Below are 22,900 nucleotides of genomic sequence, written 5' to 3'. Positions count from 1 at the left end.
GGCACGTACTGGTCAATGTAGTGCAAAGATCGTCATGCCGCTGGCCAGTCGCGGGTGCTTTGACGCCAGACGCCGGTCCAGCGGGGCTCACCGCCACTCGTCGCGGAAAGGAGCAAACCGTGTGCCAACGCGGCCGGCCGCCGGGCAGCGCGCTAGCGGAGAAAAGGCGAGGTTAAGGCGAGACGGCGGGCGGCGAAGGTGCGCGTGCGCACGGAGCGCGCGCGATAAAGCGGGCATTGTTACGCACGACGCGGGTGGCGCGGCATGTAAAACGGGGCGGCGCGGGGCCGGTTTTACACGGGCGGACCGGCGCTGCGCCGAATGCGCTTCAAGCGCACGCGCGAAGCCGGGGTAGCGCTCGCATGGCAGCCGTGTGGCACGCGCGTGGCATTCGGATGAAATTCATTCGAACGCCGCACAACAGCCGTGTCACGAACCCAGCAGCCCGGCCGCGATGTTCACGCACAAGCCGAGCACCGCGACGTTGAAGTAGAACGACAGCACCGATTGGGCTAGTGTCGCGCGACGAATTCCGCGCGAGCGCAGCACCACATCGGAGGTCTGCGACGCGACCGCGATCGTGAACGAGTAGTAGAGGAAGTCCCAGTAGTTCGGCAGCAAATGGTGATCGGGGAACTTCAACGCGGTTTCTTGCGCGTCGGTATCGTAGTAGAGGCGCGCGTAGTGCAGCGTGAAGATCGTCGGAATCAGGAACCATGCGCCGATCAGCGTCAGACCGGTCAGCAGGTAGTGCGAGAAGGTCGATGCGCCGCCCGCGCCCTTGGCCGACGCGAGTTCGACCACGATCGCGGCGATGCTCGCGATCGTCGCGATGCAGATGACGACTAGCACGACGCCCGCGTTTTCGTCGTCGCGTATCGCGTATTCGCGCACGCGATGCTCGTCGGCCAAGGCCATGTGCACCCAGATCATCAGCAGGTAGCTCCAGACGGACGCGTCCCAGCCGATCAGTGTGCGTGCCATCGGACTCGCATGACTGGGCACGAGGAACGCGACGACGATCCCGATCACGAGGCCGATCACCGTGCGGGGCCGATTGCGAAGAAGCTGCGGAAAGTAGTTGATGGACATGGGACTCGATGAACGACGAGAGTGTATCGCAGTCAGTGTCGCGGATTGCACGCGCGCAACGCGGACCGATTGTCGAATGGTGGGTCACAGGCTATAGTCTTTCGCAGCGGCCTTGCGCGCTGCTTTCAGTTGAAAGGCATTTGGCAGAAAGCGGCAGCAACCACACTTGCGGTGCGCGTGAATCGGGCGCACGGATTCGAGACCGCTGAAGCGGCGTAAGACCAGGTTTGGGGAACAGCGAACGAAGCGGCACGCGAACGGCATCATGCCCTCGCCGCGCTGCTCGTCGAGAACGACTCACCATCTGGAGCCCCCATGACAGATGTTCCTGAAGATAACGATGCACACCCCAACGTGACGCATCGGCAAGGAGCGAAGTCCTATCGTAGTGCCACGCGTTTTACCGGCTTGTCCCCGTCGTTTTCCGCTTCGCGCAGGGCCTGGGTGCTCGGCTCGTGCGCGGTGGCCGCGGCGCTCGCGTTCGCCGGCGCGAGCCGTTCGCTGTCGTGGATCGCACCCGCCTTCGCCGATACGCCGCCCGCCAGCGGCGGACTCGATGCCTTCCTCGCGCTGTCGCAACATCTCACCGGTCGCAGCGGTTTCGATGCCGTGCTCGGCCAGCGTGTCTACGATGCACTGTCGCACTCCGATAGCCAATTCACGCAGAACGTCACCGCGCTGAACGCGTGGCTGCAAGGTCACGGCGGTGTGCCGTCCGATACGGTCACCGAGGCGCTGCGGACCGACCAGCCCGCGCTCGCGAAAACGGTCGGCGCGGTCATGCGCGCGTGGTATCTGGGCCTCGTCGGCGACATGCCGCACGTCCAGGTGATCGCGTATGAAAAGGCGCTGATGTTCGATCCCGTGAAAGACGTGCTGACGATTCCCTCCTATTGCCGCGACGTGCCGTTCTTCTGGACGCAGAAGCCGACGCCCGCTTGAGCCGCTCGAGCCGCGCGAGCCCGCCCGTGGGCAACGCCAGTATCCCAACGAACCCGCAAGCGTCGCACGAACACAGCCCGCATCAGGCAGGGCTCCTAAGAGAGAAACGATGGCAAACACACAATCCGCCGATATCGTCGTGGTCGGCTCGGGGGTCGCCGGCAGTCTGGTTGCGCATCAGCTGGCGCTGGCGGGCGCGTCGGTGATCCTGCTCGAGGCGGGGCCGCGCATTTCGCGCTGGCAGATCGTCGAGAACTTTCGCAACTCGCCGGTCAAATCCGACTTCGCGACGCCGTATCCGTCGACGTCTTACGCGCCGCATCCCGAGTACGCGCCCGCGAACAACTATCTGATCCAGAAGGGCGATTATCCGTACAACTCACAATATGTGCGGCTCGTCGGTGGCACCACCTGGCACTGGGCGGCGGCCGCGTGGCGGCTGCTGCCGTCGGACTTCCAGTTGCACAAGCTGTATGGCGTCGGGCGCGACTGGCCCTATCCGTACGAAACGCTCGAGCCCTGGTACGTTGCCGCCGAAGTGCAGCTCGGCGTGTCCGGTCCGGATAATTCGATCGATCTCGGTTCGCCGCGCTCGAAGCCGTATCCGATGCAGCAGCTGCCGCTGTCGTACATGGATCAGCGTTTCAGCGACGTGCTCAACGCGCAGGGCTTCAAGGTCGTGCCCGAACCGGTCGCGCGCAACAGCCGTCCGTACGATGCGCGGCCGACCTGCTGCGGCAACAACAACTGCATGCCGATCTGCCCGATCGCCGCGATGTACAACGGTGTGATCCACGCGGAGAAGGCCGAGCAGGCCGGCGCGAAACTGATTCCCGAAGCGGTCGTGTATCGCATCGAAGCGGACGACAAAGGGCTCATCACCGCGGTCCACTACAAGGACCCGAACGGCAATAGCACACGCGTCACCGGCAAGCTGTTCGTGCTCGCGGCGAACGGCATCGAAACACCGAAGCTGATGCTGATGTCGAGCTCCGATAAATTCCCGCACGGCGTCGGCAACAGCTCCGATCAGGTGGGCCGCAACCTGATGGACCATCCGGGCACCGGCGTCACGTTTCTCGCCAACGAACCGCTGTGGCCCGGCCGCGGGCCGATGGAGATGACCTCGATCGTCAACTTCCGCGACGGCGCGTTCCGCTCCGATTACGCGGCGAAGAAACTGCATCTGTCGAACGGTGTGCCGACGATGGGCGTCACCGCCGACCTGCTGAAAAAAGGCCTGACCGGCGCCGAACTCGACCGGCAGATTCGCGACCGCGCGGCGCGCACGCTGAACATCAACAGCTTTCACGAGCATTTGCCCGAGCCGCAGAACCGCATCGTGCCATCGGCCGATCACAAGGACGCGCTCGGCATTGCGCAGCCCGAGATCTACTACTCGATCAACGACTACGTGAAGAAGAGCGCTGCCAATACGCACGAACTGTATGCGCGGATCGCGACGCTATTCGGCGGCACCGAGGTCTCGTTCGACGACAGCTTCGCGCCCAACAATCACATCATGGGCACGACGATCATGGGCAGCGATGCGGCGAGTTCGGTCGTCGATGCGGACTGCCGCACGCACGATCATTTGAACCTGTTCATCGCGAGCAGCGGCGTGATGCCGACCGCCGCGTCGGTGAACTGCACGCTGACGATCGCCGCCTTGTCGCTGAAGCTGGCCGACAAGCTGAAGCGCGAAATCTGAGCGCTGACCGGAGAGCCACAATGTTGAAACACACCTCTCGCGTGCAGCCGGATCCTGCGCTGATGCACGTCACCCAGCGCCGCGGTTTCGGCGGCAAGGCGCTCGCGGCCGCGTTTTCGCTGTTCGCGCTGTCGATCGCATGGCACGAGGCGCACGGCCCGGACGCACGTTCGACCGATGAGATGCCGATCACCCGGGCGCACGCCGACGCCGCCGCGCAAGCGTCGGACGGCCAGGCCACGCTCGCCGGCCCGAGCGCGGATGGCGACCTCGTCAAGCGCGGCCAATACCTGACCCGTGCCGCCGATTGCGCGGCCTGCCATACGGCGGACAAGTCGCGCCCGTTCGCGGGAGGCCTGCCGATCAGCACGCCATTCGGCACGATCGTGACGCCGAACATCACGCCCGATCCCGATACCGGCATCGGCCAATGGAGCGAAGCCGATTTCATGCGCGCGATGCACGAAGGCATCGGCAAAAGCGGCGAGCGGCTGTACCCGGCGTTCCCGTACACCGCCTACACGCGCGTGACCGATCAGGACTTGCTTGCGATTCGCGCGTATCTGAACACGCTCAAGCCGATTCACTACACGCCGCCCGCGAACGACCTCAAGTTTCCGTTCAACCAGCGCTGGCTGATGGTGTTCTGGAACCTGTTCAATTTCACCGAAGGGCGCTTCGTGCCGGACCCGAAACAGAGCGCCGAATGGAACCGCGGCGCGTATCTGGTCGAAGGGCTGGCACATTGCGAGGAGTGCCATACGCCGCGCAATTTCATGCAGGGACTGAGGTCGAGTGCGCGTTTCTCCGGCGCGGTACAGGCCGGCTGGCATGCGTTTAATATCACGCCGGACAAGCTGAGCGGTGTCGGCGACTGGCGCGACGATGAATTCGCGTCGTATCTGTCGACCGGTGCGGCGCCGGGCCGCGCGAACGCGGCCGGGCCGATGGGTGAAGTGGTCGCGAACAGCACGCAGTATCTGACGCCGGTGGATCTGCGCTCGATCGTCGCGTTTCTGCGCTCGGTGCCGGCCGTGAGCGGCGGCGACGCGCGTCCCCGTCATCAGTGGGGCAGTCCCGCCAACGACGTCAGCGCGATGCGCGGCACCAAGATCACCGGCGTGAACGGCGCGCAGCTGTTCGTCGCCAATTGCGCGACCTGTCACAGCTGGACCGGGCAGGGGGTTGGCGCGAGCGCGCCGGGCGCCTATCCGTCGCTGATCCATAACTCGACGGTCGGCGCGAACGACGCGAACAATCTTGCGTTGGTCATCCTGCACGGCGTGAATCGCACGACCGCGCATGCGGACGTGCTGATGCCCGGGTTCGGCGGCCATCTCGACGACGAGCAGATCGCGGCGATCACGAACTACGTGACGAAGCAGTTCGGCAATCCGCAAGCGACGATCACAACCGGCCAGGTGGCGAAGCTGCGCACGCTGCAATAGCGTGCGGATACGATAGGCACCCCGCATACGCGCGGGCGTCGGTCGCATTATCATGAGGGGATGAATGCCACCCCCGCCAACCTCGTTCAGCATCACGCCGCCAATGAGGCCGGCCGCGATTTCGTGGTCGGCGATCTGCACGGCTGCGTCGATGCGCTGCGTTACCTGCTGCGTCAGATCGCTTTCGATCCGACCTGCGATCGGCTGTTCTCGGTCGGCGATCTGGTCGATCGCGGCGAGCAGTCTGAGCTGGCGCTCACACTGCTCGAGAAGCCGTGGTTCTACGCGGTGCTCGGCAACCACGAGGACGCGCTGTGCGCAGTCGCCGACGGCCGCGTGCGGCGGCAGTGGTGGTACGCCATCGGCGGCGCGTGGGCGGCCGACGTACCCGACGAACGTCTGCGCTACTACGCCGAGCATCTGCGCATGCTGCCGCTCGTGCGCGTGATCGGTAGCGGCAAGGCGCGCTTCAATGTTCTACACGCCGAATTTTTCGGCTCGGATGCCGAGCTCGACGCCGGCAATTTTTCGGACGAAACGCGCCAGCAATTGCTGTGGGGGCGCGAGCTCGCGGTGGGCGACGGCGATCCGCTGCGGCAGCGCGGGCTGTCGCTGACCTATTGCGGCCACACGCCGGTGCGCGACATCACGCAGATCGGCTCGCAGGTGTTCATCGATACCGGCGCGTTCGGGCCGGGCGGCACGTTGACGATCGTGCAGCCACAGGCGCTGCGTCGCTGGTCGATCTCAGTCGAGGCCGCGCGGGCGGACGGGGCGGCGGCATTGGCCTTGCCGTGAGCGGCCGAAGCTCGCCGCGCTGCTTCGTCGCTGCTGTCTCACCCGACCTGATTCAACTCGAACACCATATCCACGCTCGTGCCGTTCCAGTTGTATTCGAGGTATGCCGCGTGATGGCAGTCGCGCAGCAGCGTCGTGCGGAACGCGGCGAGGCATTCCCCGGCGCTGTCGCGCACCGACGGATAGACGATGCCCGGTGCGCCCGCCGCGCGTATCGCGCGCCCGAGCGCCTGCCCGGCAACGTAGTCGTCGGGCGACAGCACAGCGGGATCGAACTCGCGGTCGCGACGCAGGTCGACCACGCTGCCTTGCGCGAGCACCGTGTAAAGACGCATCTGCTGGCGCATCGGCGGTTCGGCGGTCGCTTCGAGGAACTTGCCAGTGTGATAGCGCGTTTCGGCGATCGCCGTCGCGCGTGAGCGAGCGCAGTAGAACACGCCATACGTGCCGTCGGAAAAGCGGCTGCCAAGCGGATTCAGATGCGTGAGCGCGGCCATGATCGGCCCGTAGCCGGGACCGAAACGGCGCTCCTCGCGCGGCACCAGGTCGAGTTCGCCGATTTCGGTGCGCAGACGGTCGTTGGTCATCGCTTCCAGCGCGTACAGCGCATCGAAGTCTTCCGGCGAGGCAACGCGGTCGAACAGATTGATGGCCGGAAAGCGCGTCGGAATCACGCGATACGCGGGCGACCAGTCGAGCGCGGTGCTGGTCCAGCGGTCCTGCCATTGCGGTTGTGTCACGCCCAGCCGCCCCGCATTGCGTCGAGATACTGACGCACGGCCACGAGGTCGCTGATGTTGCCCGCCAGCATGCGGTCCAGCGCGCGGCGGCCACCGAACGGCGGCGCGCTGTTGGGGCGTTTGACCCAGGTGTCGGCGGCGCTCGGTTGTGGCAGCAGGATCTGCAGCGCCTTGTAGATGCCAAGTAGCAGCGACAGTCGCTCCAGCGTGTCGCGGCTGAGGCGCGCGGTCTCGGGCGTCGCCCTCCACTTGAAGAACGTCGAGCGGCCCGGCTTGCCGAGCAGCACGATCTGCTCGTCGGCGTTCAGGTCCCAGTCATGCGCGATGTTGAAGAACGCACGCAGACCCGCCGTGGACATTTGCGTGAGCGTGGGCTCCGACAGCGATCGTCGCGCGGACGCTTCGGGCGAGGAAATTCGGGCAGCGTGAGCCATTGCGGGTAAGTCCCTATGTGTACTTTTTATTGATATTAGTCCAAAAATGGATTTTTGCAAGAGAATATAATCCCGGCTCGTTTTGGCAGTCGTCGATCAGGAGAAGCAGCAAATGCGGGTTCGAGCAGTAGCAGCGGCGCTGGCCGTGTGGTGTGTGTCGGAAGTGGCGTTGGCTGCCGGTTACGCGGAAGTGTGGAATCCGCCGGAGGCGAGCGGGCATGTCGCGAGCGGACACGTTAGCAGGCAGGCGCACGCGCGGAAAAAGACCGAGGCGGTGAAGGTGAAGCCGGGCGCCAAGGGCGGCATCAAGACGAAAGCCGGCGCGCATGCGCAGCTGAGCGCGAGCGGCCGGCGCGCGGCGCCCCATGTCGCGCCGGCCGGCGCCGGCCACAGCGGCAAACTCGCGGTGCATGGCGACGGCGTGAAACATCTCGCGGCGGGCGGGAAGGTGAGGGGCGGCGTGAAGGGCGGTATGAAAGTCGCGGCCTCGGGCCAGAACCGCTCGCACGCCACCGTTACCGCGCAGGCCGCGAAGCACGCACCGCCGCGCGTGCAACTGGCGCGCGCGAAGCCGGCTCAAGGCAAGGTGGTGAGCGCCAGTTTCGCGGCGGCTCACACCGCGCGTCCGCATGTGGACAGGGTCGCGGCGAAGCCGGCGGTTTCCCGCGCGAATCCGATCAGACCAGCCGTGCAGACTTCGCCGGACGCGTCCGCAAACGTTGGCGACATCGCGCCGATGGGCTCCGTGCCTAATCCGGCGACCGCCAGCAGCGGTTCGCTGCCGCCGATCATCCACTGAGGCTGGTTCGAGCCGCGCGGCGTGGTGCGGCAGCGGTCGGGGTTTCACGCCGCGGCGAGGCCGTTTGCCAGCAGCCGCAGCGTTTCCGCCGAACGCGGCTCGCGCACGCGCGAATGCAGCGTCACGCGCGATTCCGGCAGCGCCGGCAGGCCGAGCCGCGCGCCGGCGTCGATCAGACCGCGCGGCGCGACCCTGCGCGCGAGCGGCGACACGGCGAGCCCAGCGGCCACGGCCGCGCCGACCGCGGCGACGCCGCCGCCGACAAATACCTCCTGCCATGCGACCCCCGCCGCCGTTAGCGTGCGCAGCGCGACGTCACGCACGTTGCACGGCGGGCTCAATAGCGCGAGCGCCAGCGGCTCGCCGACTCGCGGCAGCCACGTCGGCGTCGCGAGCCAACCGAGCGGCTCGCTGAACAGCGTCTGCGCGCCGTCGCGCGGCGGTTCGTCGGCGCCGTAGCGGACGATCGCCGCATCGAGCCGACGTTCGTCGAACTGCGCGAGCAGCGCCGCCGACGTGCCCATATGCAGCTCGACCACGAGACCCGGATCATGCGCGTTGAGTCGGCCGAGCAGCTGTGGCAGATCCGGTCCTGCGACGTGCTCGCTGAGCCCGAGCACGAGCCGCCGCCGCTCCACCGACAGCGCGCCGAGCGCGCGCTCGTGCGCGTTCAACAACTCGCGCGCGGCGCCGAGAAACGCGTGGCCGTCGGCAGACAGACGCACGACGCGCGGCGTGCGCTCCAGCAACTGTTTGCCCAGGTGCGCCTCCAAGCGCTTCAGCTTTAGGCTGACGGCCGATTGTGTGGTGTCGAGCGCGTCCGCGGCGCGCGTGAAGCTGCGCAGATCGGCGACCAGCACGAAGGCCCGCACCGCATCCAGATCGAGGACTTTCATTTCAAACGAAAATGGATGAAATAGACAGAGATATCTGTTTATTATGACCGAGCGCGCCTAAGCTGTGTTTAACCCAACACCGCAACGAGGAGTTCGTCATGCCGCTCACCCGAATCTCACTGCGCGCCGGCAAGCCGGCCGGCTACCGCCACGCGCTGACCGCCGGTATCCAGCGCTCGCTGGCGGAGACCTTCAATGTGCCGAAGGACGACATGTTCATGCTGATCACCGAGCACGCGCCCGACAACATGATCTACGACCGGCAGTACCAGAATATCGAGCGTGGCGACGATCTGGTCGTGATCCAGCTGACGGTCAGCAATACGCGCTCGGTCGAGCAGAAGAAGGCGCTGTACCGGCGCATCGTCGATGAACTCGGGAAGTCGCCGGGCGTGCGGCCGGAGGATGTGTTCATCAACCTCGTCGAGGTCGGGAAGGAGGACTGGTCGTTCGGCAATGGGGTTGCTCAGTATGCAACATGAGCAATCGTATGCGGTCGGCAGGGGATGGTTATGCTCAAGCGAGCCGAGGAGGGGCGGACGGGGGCAGGGTGTTGCTTACAGGCGATCGGCTGAGATCGACCCGGAGCAGCCTTTCAGTTCTACCAATAACGGCCGTTCAAGATACGCGGCTAACCACCGCGGCCTACACGCCAGCCAGCGCTGGCAACTCCACGCCATACGAAATGCGTTCGGACCAGCGGCTCATCGGTGGTTGATGCATTCCTTGGCTCGGATGCGGCGCGCTTTCGACGCGCGTCTGTAAGCGCGATGGATAGCGGGCGTTTTTCTTTTCGAGAATGGCTCGGCTCAGAAACTCGGCGCTATAGGCTTTCAGCAGGTGTGCATGGTGCGCTTCGATGTACGAGGCAATCTGCTGCTGTTCGCCCTCAATCATGGCCAGCGACATCAGTGTGCGCTCATCCCAACGGAAACGCAGGCCGAGTTCGTCGAAAGCGACGTTATAGGCACAAAGTTGTGCCCGGACTTCCGCGTCATGCGCGCTGTCGCGAACACGGAATTGAGAGGGGTTCATGGTCGACTCCTTCCGGCAAATGGCCTGAGCAAAAGCATAGGAGACCACATAAATAAACAACAGTTAAAGTTTCTTCAAATATCTATAGCGATTTGTTTATACATGTGATCGCCGTGGACCGGATGGAAAACACTGCTTCTAGCAGTGCAATACGTACCGCGCATCACACGAATCCGACGACATCCAGCGCAGCGAGAGAACCCAGTCGCGCGTGCTCTCCGATCTGGTCAATTTCCAAATCGACCGCCCGCTGGGCGAAGCCAATTTCATAGGCCTGCACGCGAAAAAATTACATGCCAGTCAATGCCTGGAAGACTTTCCGTTGGCTGGGAGCCGCGTGTCGCATCAACGCGGACGACCCATATATTACGGATACCTAATGCAAACGATAAAACATTTTAACTTTCGTTTATCACCGTTCTCGCGCAGCATCCCCTCACCCACGCTGCTCGTGCAATAGCTTGCACTCCACTGTTGTGCGTTCAACGAGCAAGGTTGTTTCGTTAGTGCAAGTTAGTGCAATACCCTCTGGCCGACCATTGGCGCTTCATTGCCGCAGGCGAACCGGCGACGAAGCGATTCGATCACGTAAGTCCAACGCGCCGCTTGAGCGCGACGGAATATGCAGGAGACGAAGACATGGGACATTCCAACGTATCGGATGGCGGCCGCGCACGATTCTGGCATCACCGGTGGGTGCAACTCGCTATCGGCATCGTGTGCATGGGGCTCGTCGCGAATCTGCAGTATGCGTGGACGCTGTTCGTAGTACCAATGGACAACGCCCACCATTGGGGTCAGGCAGCGATCCAGACGGCATTCACTATTTTCATCGTCACTGAAACCTGGCTCGTACCCGTCGAAGGCTGGCTCGTCGACGAGTTCGGGCCACGCCCGGTTGTGACCGGCGGTGCGCTGTGCGCAGCGCTCGGCTGGATCATCAACGCGCATGCGACCAGTCTCGCGGAGCTATACGTCGCAGCAGTCATCGCCGGCATCGGCGCAGGCTGTGTGTATGGCACCTGCGTCGGCATGGCGCTCAAATGGTTTCCGGACAAACGCGGTCTCGCAGCCGGTTTGACGGCGGCGGGTTTCGGCGCCGGCGCGGCCGTCACAGTGATACCGATTGCCAACATGATTCAGCGTTCGGGCTACGAGCACGCGTTCATGTTCTTCGGCATTTTCCAGGGTATCTGCATCCTGCTGCTCGCCACCATGCTGGTACGGCCAAAGCCGCCCGCCAGTGCGATCCCGACTAAACGTATCGTTGCAAGCAAGATCGACTACACGTCCGGCGAGATGGTCCGCTCGCCGCTCTTCTGGGTGCTGTATCTGATGTTCGTGTTCGTTGCGGCCGGCGGCATCATTGCGACCGCGCAGCTTGGGCCGATCGCGAAGGAATACGGCTTTGCCAAGCTGCCTGTGAGTTTGATCGGCGTCACGCTGCCGCTCCTCACGATGACGCTGTCGATCGACAATCTGTGCAACGGACTCACCCGTCCCTTATGCGGCTTTCTGTCGGACCGCATTGGCCGCGAAAACACGATGTTCATGATCTTCCTCGGCGAAGGCGTCGCGTTGCTGGGACTGATGCAGTTTGGCCACAACCCGTATGCATTCATGTTCTTCGCGGCCGCCGTTTTCCTCTGCTGGGGCGAGATCTTCTCGATCTTCCCCGCGACCTGCGCGGACACGTTCGGCAGCAAATACGCCGCTGCGAATGCGGGGACGCTTTACACGGCGAAGGGTACGGCCTCGATGCTGGTGCCGGTCGCATCGCTTCTGTCGGCGAATGGCGGCTGGAGCACGGTGTTCATCTCGGCGGCAGTGATATCGATCGCGGCCGCCATATCCGCGAAGTTCATCCTTGCACCCATGAGAAAGCGCTGGATCGAAAACTCGGGCATGCCAGCAGGCGTAGCCATTGCCGAAGCACGGCTGCAGCAGTGGCCAGGCGGCTCATCTGAATAAACGACAGCGTGAGTGCACCGCTCACGACCAACCACACAACGCTCCACCACCAGGAGACATGTCATGGCAGAAGCCGACCAGCTCACAACAGACGGCACGTTGAAACAACAGGCGACCGAAACGACCGACGGATTCCATCTCGTCATCGATGCGCTGAAACTGAACGACATCAATACCATTTTTGGACTGGTCGGCATCCCCATTACCGACCTGGCGCGACTGGCACAAGCCGAAGGAATGCGTTTCATCGGCTTTCGTCATGAACAGCACGCCGGCAACGCGGCAGCCATATCCGGCTACATCACGCAAAAGCCGGGCATCTGCCTGACCGTGTCGGCGCCGGGCTTTCTCAACGGCCTGACCGCCCTCGCCAATGCGACCACTAATTGTTTCCCGATGATCCTGATCAGCGGCTCGAGCGAACGCGAAATCGTCGATCTACAGCAAGGCGATTACGAAGAAATGGATCAGTTGAACGCGGCCAAGCCTTACGCGAAGGCTGCGTATCGCGTTCTGCATGCGGAGGATATTGGCATCGGCGTAGCGCGTGCGATCCGCGCGGCGGTGTCGGGCCGACCGGGTGGCGTGTATCTGGATTTACCGGCCAAACTGCTTTCGCAAACGCTGGACGCCGTGAAGGCGCAGCAGTTGCTGGTGAAAGTCGTCGACGCCGCACCGCGTCAGCTGCCGGCGCCGGCATCCGTCGAACGTGCGATCGAGGTGCTGAAGAGCGCCAAACGTCCGTTGATCCTGCTGGGCAAGGGCGCGGCGTACGCGCAGGCTGACGCCGAGATCCGCGGCTTCGTCGAGCAAAGCGGCATTCCGTATCTGCCGATGTCGATGGCCAAGGGCCTGCTGCCCGATACACATGAGCAATCGGCGTCAGCGGCGCGCTCGTTCGTGCTCCAGGAAGCCGACGTGGTCGTGTTGATCGGCGCGCGTCTGAACTGGCTGCTCTCGCACGGCAAAGGCAAGACGTGGGGAGCGCAGCCGAAGAGATTCATCCAGGTCGATATCTCGCCGACGGAAATCGACAGCAACGTCGCGATTGCCGCGCCGGTGATCGGCGATATCGGCTCGTGCGTGGCGGCGCTTCGCGCCGGCATCGACGCGAGCTTGGGCAAACCGGACGCCGAGTGGATCGGAGCGATCGCCGAGCGCAAAAACAAGAATCTCGCCAAGATGGCCGCGACGCTCGACAAGAACCCGTCGCCGATGAACTTCCACAGCGCGTTGCGCGCGATTCGCGATGTGCTGAAGACGCGCCCGGAAATCAACGTCGTCAACGAAGGCGCGAATACGCTCGACTACGCGCGCAGCATTATCGACATGTACGAGCCGCGCAAACGCTTTGATTCGGGCACGTGGGGAATCATGGGTATCGGTATGGGTTTCGCTATCGGCGCAGCGGTAACGACAGGCAAACCGGTTGTCGCGATCGAAGGCGATAGCGCGTTCGGATTCAGCGGTATGGAACTCGAAACGATCTGCCGTTACGACCTGCCGGTTTGCACGGTCGTATTCAACAACAACGGCGTGTATCGCGGCACCGACGTGAACCCGACGGGCGGCAAGGACGTCGCGCCGACCGTATTCGTGAAGGGGGCGCGTTACGACAGGATGATCGAGGCATTCGGCGGTGTTGGCTACAACGCGACCACTCCGGAAGAACTGTCGAAGGCGCTGCTCGAGGCTATCGCATCAGGCAAACCGACCTTGATCAATGTCGTCATCGACGAAGCGGCCGGAACCGAAAGCGGCCGACTGACCAATCTGAATCCGCAAAGCGCGGCAATGAAAAAGTAATCGGGATAACTCAGGAGATACCCAAATGACCAAGCCTCTCGAAGGGATCAAGATCATCGACTTCACCCACGTTCAAGCCGGTCCCGCGTGCACGCAGTTGCTCGCCTGGTTCGGCGCCGATGTGATCAAGGTGGAAAGACCGGGCTCGGGCGATGTGACGCGTAACCAGCTGCGCGACATTCCCGATGCCGACGCGCTGTACTTCACGATGCTCAACAGCAATAAGAAGTCGCTAACGCTGGACACGAAAAAAGCCGAAGGCAAGGAGGTGCTCGAAAAGCTGATCCGCGAGTCCGACGTTCTGGTCGAAAATTTTGGGCCGGGCGCGTTGGACCGGATGGGCTTTTCGTGGGAGCGCCTGAATGAACTCAATCCGAAGATGATCGTCGCCTCGGTGAAGGGCTTCAGCGACGGCCATCACTACGATGACCTGAAAGTCTACGAAAACGTCGCCCAATGCGCAGGCGGCGCGGCGTCCACCACCGGCTTCTGGGACGGTCCGCCGACAATTAGCGCCGCTGCGCTCGGCGACAGCAACACCGGCATGCATCTGGCAATCGGCATTCTCACCGCGCTGCTGGGCCGCGACAAAACCGGCAAGGGTCAGAAGGTCGCGGTGTCGATGCAGGACAGCGTGCTGAATCTGTGCCGGGTGAAATTGCGTGACCAGCAGCGGCTTGAGCGAGTTGGCTATCTTGAGGAATATCCGCAATATCCGCACGGCGAATTCAGCGACGTGGTGCCACGCGGCGGCAATGCGGGTGGCGGCGGTCAACCGGGCTGGGTGCTGAAGTGCAAAGGCTGGGAGACGGACCCGAACGCCTACATCTACTTCACGATCCAGGGGCATGCATGGGAGCCGATCTGCAAAGCACTCGGCAAGCCAGAGTGGATCAATGACCCCGCCTACAATACCGCTGAAGCGCGTCAGCCCCATATCTTCGAAATCTTCAAGACGATCGAAGCGTGGCTTGCCGACAAGACGAAATTCGAAGCGGTCGACATCTTGCGCAGGTTCGACATTCCGTGCGCGCCGGTGCTGACTATGAAAGAACTGGCCAACGATCCGTCGTTGCGCGCGAGCGGCACGATTGTCGAAGTGCCGCACAAGAAACGCGGCTCGTATCTGACCGTCGGCAGCCCGATCAAGTTCTCGGATATGAAGCCGCAAGTCACCGCGTCGCCGCTGCTCGGAGAACATACGGACGAAGTGCTGGCGGGCCTTGGCTACAGCCAGCAGGAAATCTTCAATCTACGCGAAGTCAAAGCAGTTTAACGGTGTCACACAGGCGCAGTGTCAGGCTCCGACGTGCAAATGCGGTACCCCTGAGGGCGCCGCATCCGATTCAAGTCTACGTTCACTTTGGAGGAACGCCGTGCAAACTGCCATCGACTTCCAGCAACTTGCCACCGCAATCGGCGACGCCATCATCATCTCCAATTCCGCCGGCAGCATCACTTTCTGGAACCCCGCGGCCGAACGCATGTTCGGATTTACGCAGAGCGAGGCGCTCGGAAAGTCGCTGGACCTGATCATTCCGGAACGCTTGCGCGGCCGCCATTGGGATGGCTATCACAAGACCATGGCAACGGGCGAAACCCGTTACGGCAATGACGTGCTGCGCGTCCCCGCTGTGCACAAGGACGGACGGTCAATGTCGATCGCCTTTACAGTCGCGTTGCTGCGTTCGCAGCAAAACGAACTCACCGGCATCGTCGCAGTGATCCGCGACGAAACCGCCCGCTTCCAGCAGGATCGTGTGCTACGCAAACGTCTTGCGGAGCTGGAGGCGTCCCAGGGCGCGTGAGACGCCGCCTGAATGAGCAACTCCCGTTCCGCGTCTACGTGGGATGACGGGCGTTGCCGCAGCCAGCGGCGCAAGCGCGTAAGCACGGTCGAGGATGTCGCGGCGAGCCTTGGTCGACATAGAGAAAGTCTGGGCCGCAATCGGATTGGATAGTTGCCTGACCAGATCGAGGTCGTCCCGTGCATGCACTGACACAGTGCGCGCGGCCAGCACGAACGCCGTCGTAGGTGCGGCACGCAACGGAGCCGGGGTAGATCTGATCAGGCGCAGCGCGTCCAGGATCGTTCCGCCCCAAAGGAATGCGCCGAGGCGATGTCCCGGGTTCGTGGGGATCGTCGACGATCTTGGGGATGTCGTCGAGTGACCGGTAGTGGCCGGTTACTGCCTTGCAATGGGCGTATGCTCCCCAGCCTCACGAGGCAGCGATCGGCAGCACGCTACCCGAGGGGGGACTTTCACATTTCTCCAAAGATGCCATTCGCAATCGGCCAACCCTGTCAGTTTTCCGCGTAGCGACACTCCACATCAGTTCATTTTGACGCCGCGACCAAATTAAGCGCGTATGCTGGGAATGCAACCTTGTTACGCAACGCACCGGGAGCAACGCCATGGCCAAGAGTCAATTACGCAGCACTCGCGAAGCGAAAAAGCCCAAGCAACCCACGAAGCCGTCAGTGCCGGCAAAGCCGTTCAGCACGGTTCATCCGCGGGTTGCGAACGAAGGTGTCGCCAAGAAGAAGACGTAAATCGGTTGGCCGCGGACACGCGGCACAGCGATCACACGCAACTTATAACGTTCACCGCAGGAAATTGACATCTCCACATTGAAGGCGCAAACCGCTTCGGGAGGCGCATCATGATCCATCACAACTGGGACCCCACTTTTCGCGGGCTTCCGCTCACGGCCGAGCAAGACTCGGAAATTCGTCACTACCTGAACAGGAAGGCCAAGCTGGGCAAGCCATGGAATACTCCCGAGCTACGCGGGATGCTTGAGGACATGCTGCTGCCGCCAAGTACCGAAGACGACAGCGAGAGCGATATCCCGGGCGACGCGTCGACCGCCGCTGAGCGCGCAACGGCGTTCGTCGATCAGGACATGGAACCAATCGAGGCGTATGAGGAATTGCATGCCGCGATGGAAGCCGAAAGCATGAAAGGCGATCCGCACTAGCGGGAGCGCTCCGCGCAGGTAGTGAGCGTGCAACCCGGTCCATCTAAGGCGTAGAACGAAGGACGACACATGGCACTTAGTTTTTCCAACCCCAGCCGCAGCTATGATGGGATCAGGCATGGCGTGTGGTTCTGGGGATACGACAAAGCACGCGAGATTACCTTTTTTGTGGAAGACCGCGTACTGAAGCATTTCGACTCCGCCCTCGGTACTGACGAAGCCGAGGTGCTTGCCTCCTTCGACCGGAATCGCAATGAGATCCTGAAGGTCGCCATGACCCTCTATGCCGAGGGGCCGCAGACTCTCTACACGCTACACTAAAGAAGCCAGGGCAGGCCGCGAGCGACACACCCGCCGCATCGGGCGCGCAGGCATCCGCCGAGGATTGCGCTCAAGGCGAGGATGCAGGAGAAACCGCACGCTCGCTTCGACTTGCTTCGAGAAACTTATGCGATGAAGCCTGGAAAGATCCATTGACCCCTTGGCCGCGTCTAGAGCAGCAATCGGACCCATTTGAGCCCTTCAGTCTGTAATGGCGCCCATGGCTGTAGCGGGCACTTTCATGTATTTGGCCGCGTCCAGACGTACGTCTTTCGACGGCGTGCCGCCCATGCTCTCTATCCCGGACAAGATAGTACGGGCACTACGGTGCGGAGTTCGATTTGGCGCGTCGCGCGTCTCGCGAAATCATGCCAAAGCGCTGACTGGCGCGACTTTCAGCGGTTTTTGACGCGTGTTATTTTGCGTATCTTTTGGCAATGGGATTTGCCAGTACTGCGCACAGAAGTAGCGAGGCATTAGGCGGCCGCAGACGGACCGCGACGGCCAGTGATTTTTCTCGCAGGTGGCCATTCAGGCGGCCTTCGCAAACTCAAAGGATCGTTCGAACGAACGAAGCCGGCCGCATCCGAAGTTGGTGGCGGCCGGGTATAAGCCGCAGGCAAAAAAATTCAACGGACCAGAGCGGGATCGATCTCGTTACTGGTAAGCCCGAATTTCGCCATGCGCGAGCGGTGGTTCGGTGAGCCCAGATATAAGCGAAGCTGCCGGTTCACCGCGTTGAGCAGATCGCTGTTCCTCTTGTTAAACGAGAACGCTCCGAGCGGGAGATTGTGCTGCTTGCCATTCTTTGCGGGTTCATGTTCGACCGCCTCCAGCACCGAGCCGCTGATACGGTCCGCAAGTATGCGATTTCCCAAGGCGGTGCTCGCGTACGCATCGATCGCCCCCGAGCGAACCGCTTCGATAGCATCGGCCTGATGCTCGAAGATGGCTATCTGGTCCCCGCCGACACCTGACGCTCTCGCCGAGTCGTGTTGCACCTGACCGGCAATGATGCCAAGGCGCGCGTCGCGACGTTCGGCGAGTGACGCATAGCTGCTGAGCGCTTTTGGATTTCCGGCCCGAACCAGGAAGCCGTCTCCGATCGCCCAAACAGGCAAGCTGAACGCCACGTGATTGGCCCGTTCAGGCGTAACGAAGAGCGGAACGTTAATATCCCAGCGGCCGGCTTCGACGCCGGGAAGCAGTTCGCTGAACGTCGTCAGGCGATGCTCGATCCGGGTGACACCGATCGCCCGAAGGACTGCATCGGCCAGCTCGATGTCAGCACCGGTAGCGACACGATCCGCTTCCGTCCAACCGAACGGAGGTTCTTCGATGTACGCGATCGTCACCTTCATTGCTGTTCCTCGCAAAACGGGAATGGGCATCACGGAGCCGGCATTCGCCCAGTTGGAGCCACAGATCGGGCGCCTTATTGGGCTGGCGTAACGGCAATGCAACAGGAACGGCAAGTCGGTACCTCACCGCCAGCGGGGGTGAGTACAGCGCATTCTCAGAGATTTGGACGCAGCCGACCGCGGCACCCTATCGCGCGGTGCCTGCCAGATCGCTATCCCGCTTTCACTGAGCGCCTGGAAGCGGACTCCTGGTCAGTGTCTCGGAACGTCGACGGCCAAGATTTCGTATCCAGGGTCGGCGTTCTCGTTCGCGACCTTATTCGCTTCCTCATACGTGCGAAAAGACGTGGCTTCCTTAATCTCCGGGGCCATGCCGATATCGCCGTCCTCCGCGGTGCAGAGGAACTTCTCGCCGGTTTTTACGACGTAGACGGTTGTCATGTTTCCCTCCATGGCTTGCAGGGGAACTTCCAGTCTAGCAGGCTGGAATGGTTGCACAGTTACCGTGAGCGACCGGACTAGCTAGTCCTTGCCCCACCGCCAGCGCGGCGGCTCGCCCTTCAGCCAGCACACGGCCACGAGCGCAACGGTTAACAGCGCGACCAGCATCGCGAACATCAGCGGATGACTCGCGGGTCGAAACGCGAACCCCACTGCACCGAGCAACACAACATACGCGAGCAGTGTCGCCCACCCTTGCCAGCGCGCCGGAAGGCCCCAGCCCCAGCCATAGCGTTTGGCTGGAAACCAGTATTCATGCGAGGGCGACATCACGCGGTCTCCTGATTCGGGGGCTTGCCCATTGTCGACGATTTGCGCTCGGTCAGGGGCGTAGCCGTCGCGATTGCGCCTTCCACCCTGTCTGGCGCGTGGCTATATTTCGTGGAGGCACTTTCAACCGGAATTCATTCGAAGGAAACGACCGATGGAACCCGCAACCCAGCAAAAAACCGTACTTTTGATCGGCGCCTCGCGCGGCCTCGGCTTCGCGATGGTCGAGGAGTACCTGAAGCGCGGCTGGCGAGTCATCGCTAACCGATATGGGCGGCCCGGACGCACGTTTGAGCATCGACGAAAGCATCCCGAACCTGGTCAGCACGATCGACGCCTACGAAGGCCGTGGCGGCTTGCACTACCTCGACTATCTCGGCAGAGTCGTGCCGTGGTGAGCGGCGGTCGTAGGGACCGGCGGTAGACGAGTGCGTCGCTATAATGATTCGCCGCTCTATCACCGACCTCGACCGTTCGCTACCATGACCATCGACCGCCCCGATCCTCCCCGCGATACCCTCGAACTCAGCGGCTCCGTCTGGTTTCAGGCCGGCACGCAGACGCTCGGCGGTGCGGCGCGCATCGCGCTGCTGGCGGCGATCGGTGAGACCGGCTCGATCACGAGCGCGGCGAAGGCGGTCGGCATCAGCTACAAAGGCGCGTGGGATGCCGTCGACACGATGAACAACCTTGCCGGCGAGCCGCTCGTCGTGCGTCTGACCGGCGGCAAGGGCGGCGGCGGCACGACGCTGACGCCGCGCGCGGTGAAGCTGATCGACACGTTTCGCGCGGTCGAGCGCGAGCATCGACGCTTTCTCGAACGCGCGGGCGCGGCGATTGGCGAGGGCTTCGCGACGGACTGGGATCTGATCGGCCGCATCGGTGTAAAGACGAGCGCGCGCAATCAGTTCTACGGCAAGGTGTCGGCGATCGCGCGCGGCACCGTCAACGACGAAGTGACGCTTGCGCTGCCCGGTGGCCACAGCATCGTCGCCGTGCTCACGCACGAGAGCACCGAAGCGCTCGGGCTCGCGGTCGGCGTGGCGGCGTTTGCGCTGATCAAGGCGTCGTGGGTCGTGCTGCTCGTCGCGCGTGACGGCGATGGTGACGCGCCGTTGAAACTGTCGGCGCGCAATCAGTTGCGTGGCACCGTGCAGAGCGTGAAGCGCGGCGCGGTGAACGCGGAAGTGTCGCTCGGGCTCGAAGGCGGCGCGGTGATCACCGCGGTCGTCACCAATGGCAGTGTCGATACGCTCGGTTTGCAGGAAGGCGCGCGCGCGGTCGCGGTGTTCAAGGCGTCGAGCGTGATACTCGGCGTGAAGGATTGAGGACTGCCGGGGTGCAACGAGGGCGCCGGGCCACTCGCAAGCCTCTCGCAAGCCACTCGTTCAACGAGGCGAGGCCTCACTGCGCGCATACCCCGCGAACGGATGATCCTCGCGCACGCGGCCGTCGCTGACCTGCACGACCTGGTCGCCGAATGCGGCGACGTCGTCCGGATCGTGCGTAATCAGCACCATCGGAATATCGAGCCGCGTTTGCAGATCCGATAGCTCGCGCCGCATACGCTGGCGCAGCGCGCTATCCAGTGCGGAAAACGGTTCGTCGAGCAGCAGCAGGCGCGGTTGCGAAATCAGCGCGCGCGCGAGCGCGACGCGCTGCTTCTGCCCGCCCGACAGCTGCGCCGGATGATTGCCCGCCACGCTCTTCAACTCGAGCGCATCGAGCCAGTAGTCGATTTGCGCATGCGCGCCGCGCGCACTCGGATTGAGCCAGCCCCGGCGCAGCCCGAAGCCGATGTTCTGCCGCACGTTCAGATGCGGAAACAGCGCGTAATCCTGAAACAGATACGCGATCTTGCGCGCCTGCGGCTTCTGGTCGATGCCGGCCGCGCTGTCGAACAACGCAGTGCCGTGCAGCGTGATGATTCCTTCATCGGGACGCAGCAAGCCGGCGATCGCCTGCAAGGTCAGGCTCTTGCCCGCGCCCGACGGCCCGAACAGCACGAGCCGCTGGGTGCTCGCGCTGAAGGCGACGTCGAGCGTGAAGCGCCGCTCGGCGGTTCCGAAGGTCTTGCGGATGGCGACGTTCAGCGGCATGTCAGCGGGCTCTCAGCAGCGTGTGCTGCGGCACGAGGCGCCCCGCGAGCAGCAGAATCGTCACGCACGCGAGCGAGGTCACGAGTACGAGGAAGTTGGCGGTGCTGTCGTCGCCGGCCTGTACCGCCGAATAGACCGCGACCGACAGCGTCTGCGTGCGGCCCGGCAGGTTGCCCGCGATCATCAGCGTCGCGCCGAATTCGCCGAGCGCGCGCGCAAACGCGAGCAAGCCGCCGGCGAGGATGCCGCGCGCGGCGAGCGGCAGCGTCACGCGGAAAAACACTGCGGCTTCGCTGACGCCGAGCGTGCGCGCCGCGCGTTCCAACTGCGGATCGACGCCTTCGAAGGCGGCGCGCGCCGACTTCAGCACGAGCGGAAACGCGACTACCGTCGACGCGATCACCGCGCCCTGCCACGTGAAGACGAGCTGGATGTCGAAACGGTCGAGCCACGCGCCAATCACGCCGCGTCGGCCGAGCAACACGAGCAGGTAGTAGCCGAGCACGGTGGGCGGCAGCACGAGCGGCAGCATCAGCAGCGAATCGATCACGTCGCGCGCGCCGGAGCGCCAGCGCGACAGGCCGAGCGCCGCCGCGACGCCGAGCACCAGATTGAGTACGGTGGCCCAGCCCGCGACCTTCAGCGATAGCAGCAGCGGAACCCAGGCCTGTTGCATGAGCGTGTGCTCTCCCGTGAATTAATGCGCCGGCCTGAAGCCGTACTTCGCCAGCACCGCCTGGCCTGCCGGCGACAGCACGAAGTCGATGAACGCCTGGGCGTCGGCCGCGCGATGGCTGCCTTCGACCCGCGCGATCGGATAGGCGATCGGCGTTTGCGTCGGCAGGTTCAGCGCGACCTTGACCTTGTCGGGCATGATCGCGGCGTCGGTGCCGAACACGAAGCCGGCGTCGACTTCGCCGCGAGCGACGTAATCGAGGCTCTGACGCACATTCGACGCGAGCACCGCCTTCGCGCTGACCGCGTCCCACACGCCCGCGGCCTGCAGCGCGCCCTGCGTGTAGCGGCCGACCGGCACGGAAGCCGGATCGCCGAATGCGATGCGCTTCACGTTCGCGGTCGTCAGCGCGTTGAGGCTCGTAGGCGCGAAATGGCTGTCGGTCGGCACGATCAGCACCAGCGAGTTGGCGGCGAAGTCGCGCCGCGTGGACGGCACGATCACCTTCTCCGCCGCGGCTTTATCCATTGCCTTCTGATCCGCGGACGCGAATACGTCGGCGGGCGCGCCTTTGACAATCTGTTGCATCAGCACGTCCGACGCGCCGAAGTTCAGCAGTATCTTGGTGCCCGGATGCTGCTGCTCGAACGCATCGCCGACCGCCTTGAACGCATTGGTCAGGCTGGCGGCGGCCGAGACCACCAGTTCATCAGCGCGCGCATTCGCGCTGACTACGAGGGGTACGGCGGCTGCGACGCACAGCGCGTATTTCCTGAGATGGCATAGGAATGTCATGAAGGGCCTGGAGTCTGACGTGAACAGGAAGCAGCGGCTTAAAAGCGCTATCGTAGTATATGTACGGTTATAGCGGTGCGCGCAACGGTCCACTCGCAGGGCTGTTAACTTCCGTCCGACCGTGTTAACTTTGTGACCGTCCAAACAAGACGGCGGGAACAGGGATGATATTCGGAGGCGTATTTTCGGAGCTGCGTGACGCACGCCGGGCGCAGGGCAAGCG

24 protein-coding genes and 1 pseudogene are annotated in these 22,900 nt (G+C 63.2%); 14 read left to right on the top strand and 11 right to left on the bottom strand.

Annotated features, from left to right (window positions below):
• Positions 1–429 precede the first annotated feature (429 nt).
• On the bottom strand, positions 430–1,092 hold the full coding sequence (locus F6X42_RS29230) for a DUF1345 domain-containing protein (RefSeq protein WP_187637522.1): 663 nt from the start codon (positions 1,090–1,092) through the stop codon (positions 430–432).
• A gap of 315 nt (positions 1,093–1,407) precedes the next feature.
• Here F6X42_RS29230 and F6X42_RS29225 point away from each other — a divergent pair, with 315 nt between their 5' ends.
• From F6X42_RS29225 to F6X42_RS29210, 4 genes are all read left to right on the top strand, one after another.
• A complete protein-coding gene (locus F6X42_RS29225) occupies positions 1,408–2,034 on the top strand; it encodes a sugar dehydrogenase complex small subunit (protein ID WP_187637521.1) in 627 nt (208 codons plus the stop codon).
• A gap of 109 nt (positions 2,035–2,143) precedes the next feature.
• The gene (locus tag F6X42_RS29220) at positions 2,144–3,745 is read left to right on the top strand and encodes a GMC family oxidoreductase (RefSeq protein WP_187637520.1); all 1,602 of its coding nucleotides are present in this window, start codon (positions 2,144–2,146) and stop codon (positions 3,743–3,745) included.
• 20 nt (positions 3,746–3,765) lie between these two features.
• Complete coding sequence (locus F6X42_RS29215) at positions 3,766–5,193, top strand: cytochrome c (RefSeq protein ID WP_187637519.1); 1,428 nt, start codon at positions 3,766–3,768, stop codon at positions 5,191–5,193.
• Between the two features lie 60 nt (positions 5,194–5,253).
• Positions 5,254–5,991: a metallophosphoesterase gene (locus F6X42_RS29210; protein WP_187637518.1), complete on the top strand. Its 738-nt coding sequence runs from the start codon at positions 5,254–5,256 to the stop codon at positions 5,989–5,991.
• 38 nt (positions 5,992–6,029) lie between these two features.
• Here F6X42_RS29210 and F6X42_RS29205 read toward each other — a convergent pair whose 3' ends face one another.
• Both F6X42_RS29205 and F6X42_RS29200 read right to left on the bottom strand, forming a co-directional pair.
• On the bottom strand, positions 6,030–6,731 hold the full coding sequence (locus F6X42_RS29205) for an RES family NAD+ phosphorylase (RefSeq protein WP_187637517.1): 702 nt from the start codon (positions 6,729–6,731) through the stop codon (positions 6,030–6,032).
• Entirely contained in the window at positions 6,728–7,165 is a 438-nt protein-coding gene (locus tag F6X42_RS29200; protein WP_187637516.1) for an MbcA/ParS/Xre antitoxin family protein, read from the bottom strand. The genes F6X42_RS29205 and F6X42_RS29200 overlap by 4 nt, the downstream gene beginning before the upstream one ends.
• A 112-nt stretch (positions 7,166–7,277) precedes the next feature.
• Between F6X42_RS29200 and F6X42_RS29195 the strand changes: the two genes are divergently transcribed.
• Entirely contained in the window at positions 7,278–7,964 is a 687-nt protein-coding gene (locus F6X42_RS29195) for a hypothetical protein (protein WP_187637515.1), read from the top strand.
• 44 nt (positions 7,965–8,008) lie between these two features.
• Here F6X42_RS29195 and F6X42_RS29190 read toward each other — a convergent pair whose 3' ends face one another.
• Positions 8,009–8,860 carry a LysR family transcriptional regulator gene (locus F6X42_RS29190; RefSeq protein ID WP_187637514.1) on the bottom strand — a complete coding sequence of 284 codons (852 nt, stop codon included), beginning with the start codon at positions 8,858–8,860 and terminating at the stop codon, positions 8,009–8,011.
• A 98-nt stretch (positions 8,861–8,958) separates the two neighbouring features.
• Between F6X42_RS29190 and F6X42_RS29185 the strand changes: the two genes are divergently transcribed.
• Positions 8,959–9,342 (top strand): tautomerase family protein, encoded by a 384-nt coding sequence (locus F6X42_RS29185; protein WP_187637513.1) that lies wholly within the window; start codon positions 8,959–8,961, stop codon positions 9,340–9,342.
• A 163-nt stretch (positions 9,343–9,505) separates the two neighbouring features.
• On the opposite strand, the gene F6X42_RS29180 is transcribed toward F6X42_RS29185, so the two are convergent.
• The gene (locus F6X42_RS29180) at positions 9,506–9,955 is read right to left on the bottom strand and encodes a hypothetical protein (RefSeq protein WP_312892935.1); all 450 of its coding nucleotides are present in this window, start codon (positions 9,953–9,955) and stop codon (positions 9,506–9,508) included.
• Positions 9,956–10,534: 579 nt separating this feature from the next.
• Here F6X42_RS29180 and oxlT point away from each other — a divergent pair.
• The 6 genes from oxlT (at position 10,535) to F6X42_RS29150 (ending at position 16,975) form a co-directional block, all read left to right on the top strand.
• Entirely contained in the window at positions 10,535–11,866 is a 1,332-nt protein-coding gene (oxlT, locus tag F6X42_RS29175; protein WP_187637512.1) for an oxalate/formate MFS antiporter, read from the top strand.
• 63 nt (positions 11,867–11,929) lie between these two features.
• Positions 11,930–13,672 (top strand): oxalyl-CoA decarboxylase, encoded by a 1,743-nt coding sequence (gene oxc, locus F6X42_RS29170; protein ID WP_187637511.1) that lies wholly within the window; start codon positions 11,930–11,932, stop codon positions 13,670–13,672.
• Between the two features lie 25 nt (positions 13,673–13,697).
• The gene (gene frc / locus F6X42_RS29165) at positions 13,698–14,948 is read left to right on the top strand and encodes a formyl-CoA transferase (RefSeq protein ID WP_187637510.1); all 1,251 of its coding nucleotides are present in this window, start codon (positions 13,698–13,700) and stop codon (positions 14,946–14,948) included.
• Positions 14,949–15,048: 100 nt separating this feature from the next.
• Positions 15,049–15,480, top strand: a complete 432-nt coding sequence (locus tag F6X42_RS29160) for a PAS domain-containing protein (protein ID WP_187637509.1) — start codon at positions 15,049–15,051, stop codon at positions 15,478–15,480.
• A gap of 856 nt (positions 15,481–16,336) precedes the next feature.
• On the top strand, positions 16,337–16,654 hold the full coding sequence (locus F6X42_RS29155) for a hypothetical protein (protein ID WP_187637508.1): 318 nt from the start codon (positions 16,337–16,339) through the stop codon (positions 16,652–16,654).
• A 69-nt stretch (positions 16,655–16,723) separates the two neighbouring features.
• Positions 16,724–16,975, top strand: a complete 252-nt coding sequence (locus F6X42_RS29150; RefSeq protein ID WP_018425166.1) for a DUF1488 family protein — start codon at positions 16,724–16,726, stop codon at positions 16,973–16,975.
• Positions 16,976–17,604: 629 nt separating this feature from the next.
• Here the strand turns inward: F6X42_RS29150 and F6X42_RS29145 are convergent.
• The 3 genes from F6X42_RS29145 to F6X42_RS29135 all read right to left on the bottom strand — a co-directional run bounded on the left by F6X42_RS29145 (position 17,605) and on the right by F6X42_RS29135 (position 19,107).
• Entirely contained in the window at positions 17,605–18,336 is a 732-nt protein-coding gene (locus tag F6X42_RS29145) for a transporter substrate-binding domain-containing protein (RefSeq protein ID WP_187637507.1), read from the bottom strand.
• Between the two features lie 252 nt (positions 18,337–18,588).
• On the bottom strand, positions 18,589–18,777 hold the full coding sequence (locus F6X42_RS29140; RefSeq protein WP_187637506.1) for a hypothetical protein: 189 nt from the start codon (positions 18,775–18,777) through the stop codon (positions 18,589–18,591).
• Between the two features lie 81 nt (positions 18,778–18,858).
• Positions 18,859–19,107: a hypothetical protein gene (locus F6X42_RS29135; RefSeq protein ID WP_187637505.1), complete on the bottom strand. Its 249-nt coding sequence runs from the start codon at positions 19,105–19,107 to the stop codon at positions 18,859–18,861.
• Between the two features lie 263 nt (positions 19,108–19,370).
• Here F6X42_RS29135 and F6X42_RS43495 point away from each other — a divergent pair.
• Together F6X42_RS43495 and F6X42_RS29125 are read left to right on the top strand one after the other, a co-directional pair.
• Positions 19,371–19,505, top strand: a pseudogene (locus F6X42_RS43495) (3-oxoacyl-ACP reductase); the annotation flags it as partial.
• An 84-nt stretch (positions 19,506–19,589) separates the two neighbouring features.
• Positions 19,590–20,435 (top strand): TOBE domain-containing protein, encoded by an 846-nt coding sequence (locus tag F6X42_RS29125; protein ID WP_187637504.1) that lies wholly within the window; start codon positions 19,590–19,592, stop codon positions 20,433–20,435.
• A gap of 60 nt (positions 20,436–20,495) precedes the next feature.
• On the opposite strand, the gene F6X42_RS29120 is transcribed toward F6X42_RS29125, so the two are convergent.
• From F6X42_RS29120 to modA, 3 genes are read right to left on the bottom strand one after another with little or no spacing between them, the layout of a single operon-like run.
• Positions 20,496–21,206 (bottom strand): sulfate/molybdate ABC transporter ATP-binding protein, encoded by a 711-nt coding sequence (locus F6X42_RS29120; protein WP_187637503.1) that lies wholly within the window; start codon positions 21,204–21,206, stop codon positions 20,496–20,498.
• A gap of 1 nt (position 21,207) precedes the next feature.
• Positions 21,208–21,882 (bottom strand): molybdate ABC transporter permease subunit, encoded by a 675-nt coding sequence (modB, locus tag F6X42_RS29115; RefSeq protein WP_187637502.1) that lies wholly within the window; start codon positions 21,880–21,882, stop codon positions 21,208–21,210.
• A gap of 21 nt (positions 21,883–21,903) precedes the next feature.
• Positions 21,904–22,677 (bottom strand): molybdate ABC transporter substrate-binding protein, encoded by a 774-nt coding sequence (gene modA, locus F6X42_RS29110; RefSeq protein ID WP_187637501.1) that lies wholly within the window; start codon positions 22,675–22,677, stop codon positions 21,904–21,906.
• Positions 22,678–22,900: the final 223 nt, after the last annotated feature.

It is taken from the genome of Paraburkholderia podalyriae (genome assembly GCF_014397785.1).
In the GTDB taxonomy this organism is placed as follows: domain Bacteria; phylum Pseudomonadota; class Gammaproteobacteria; order Burkholderiales; family Burkholderiaceae; genus Paraburkholderia; species Paraburkholderia podalyriae.
The sequence above is the reverse complement of the archived record's forward strand: the minus strand, read 5'-3'. Positions and strand labels throughout refer to the sequence as shown.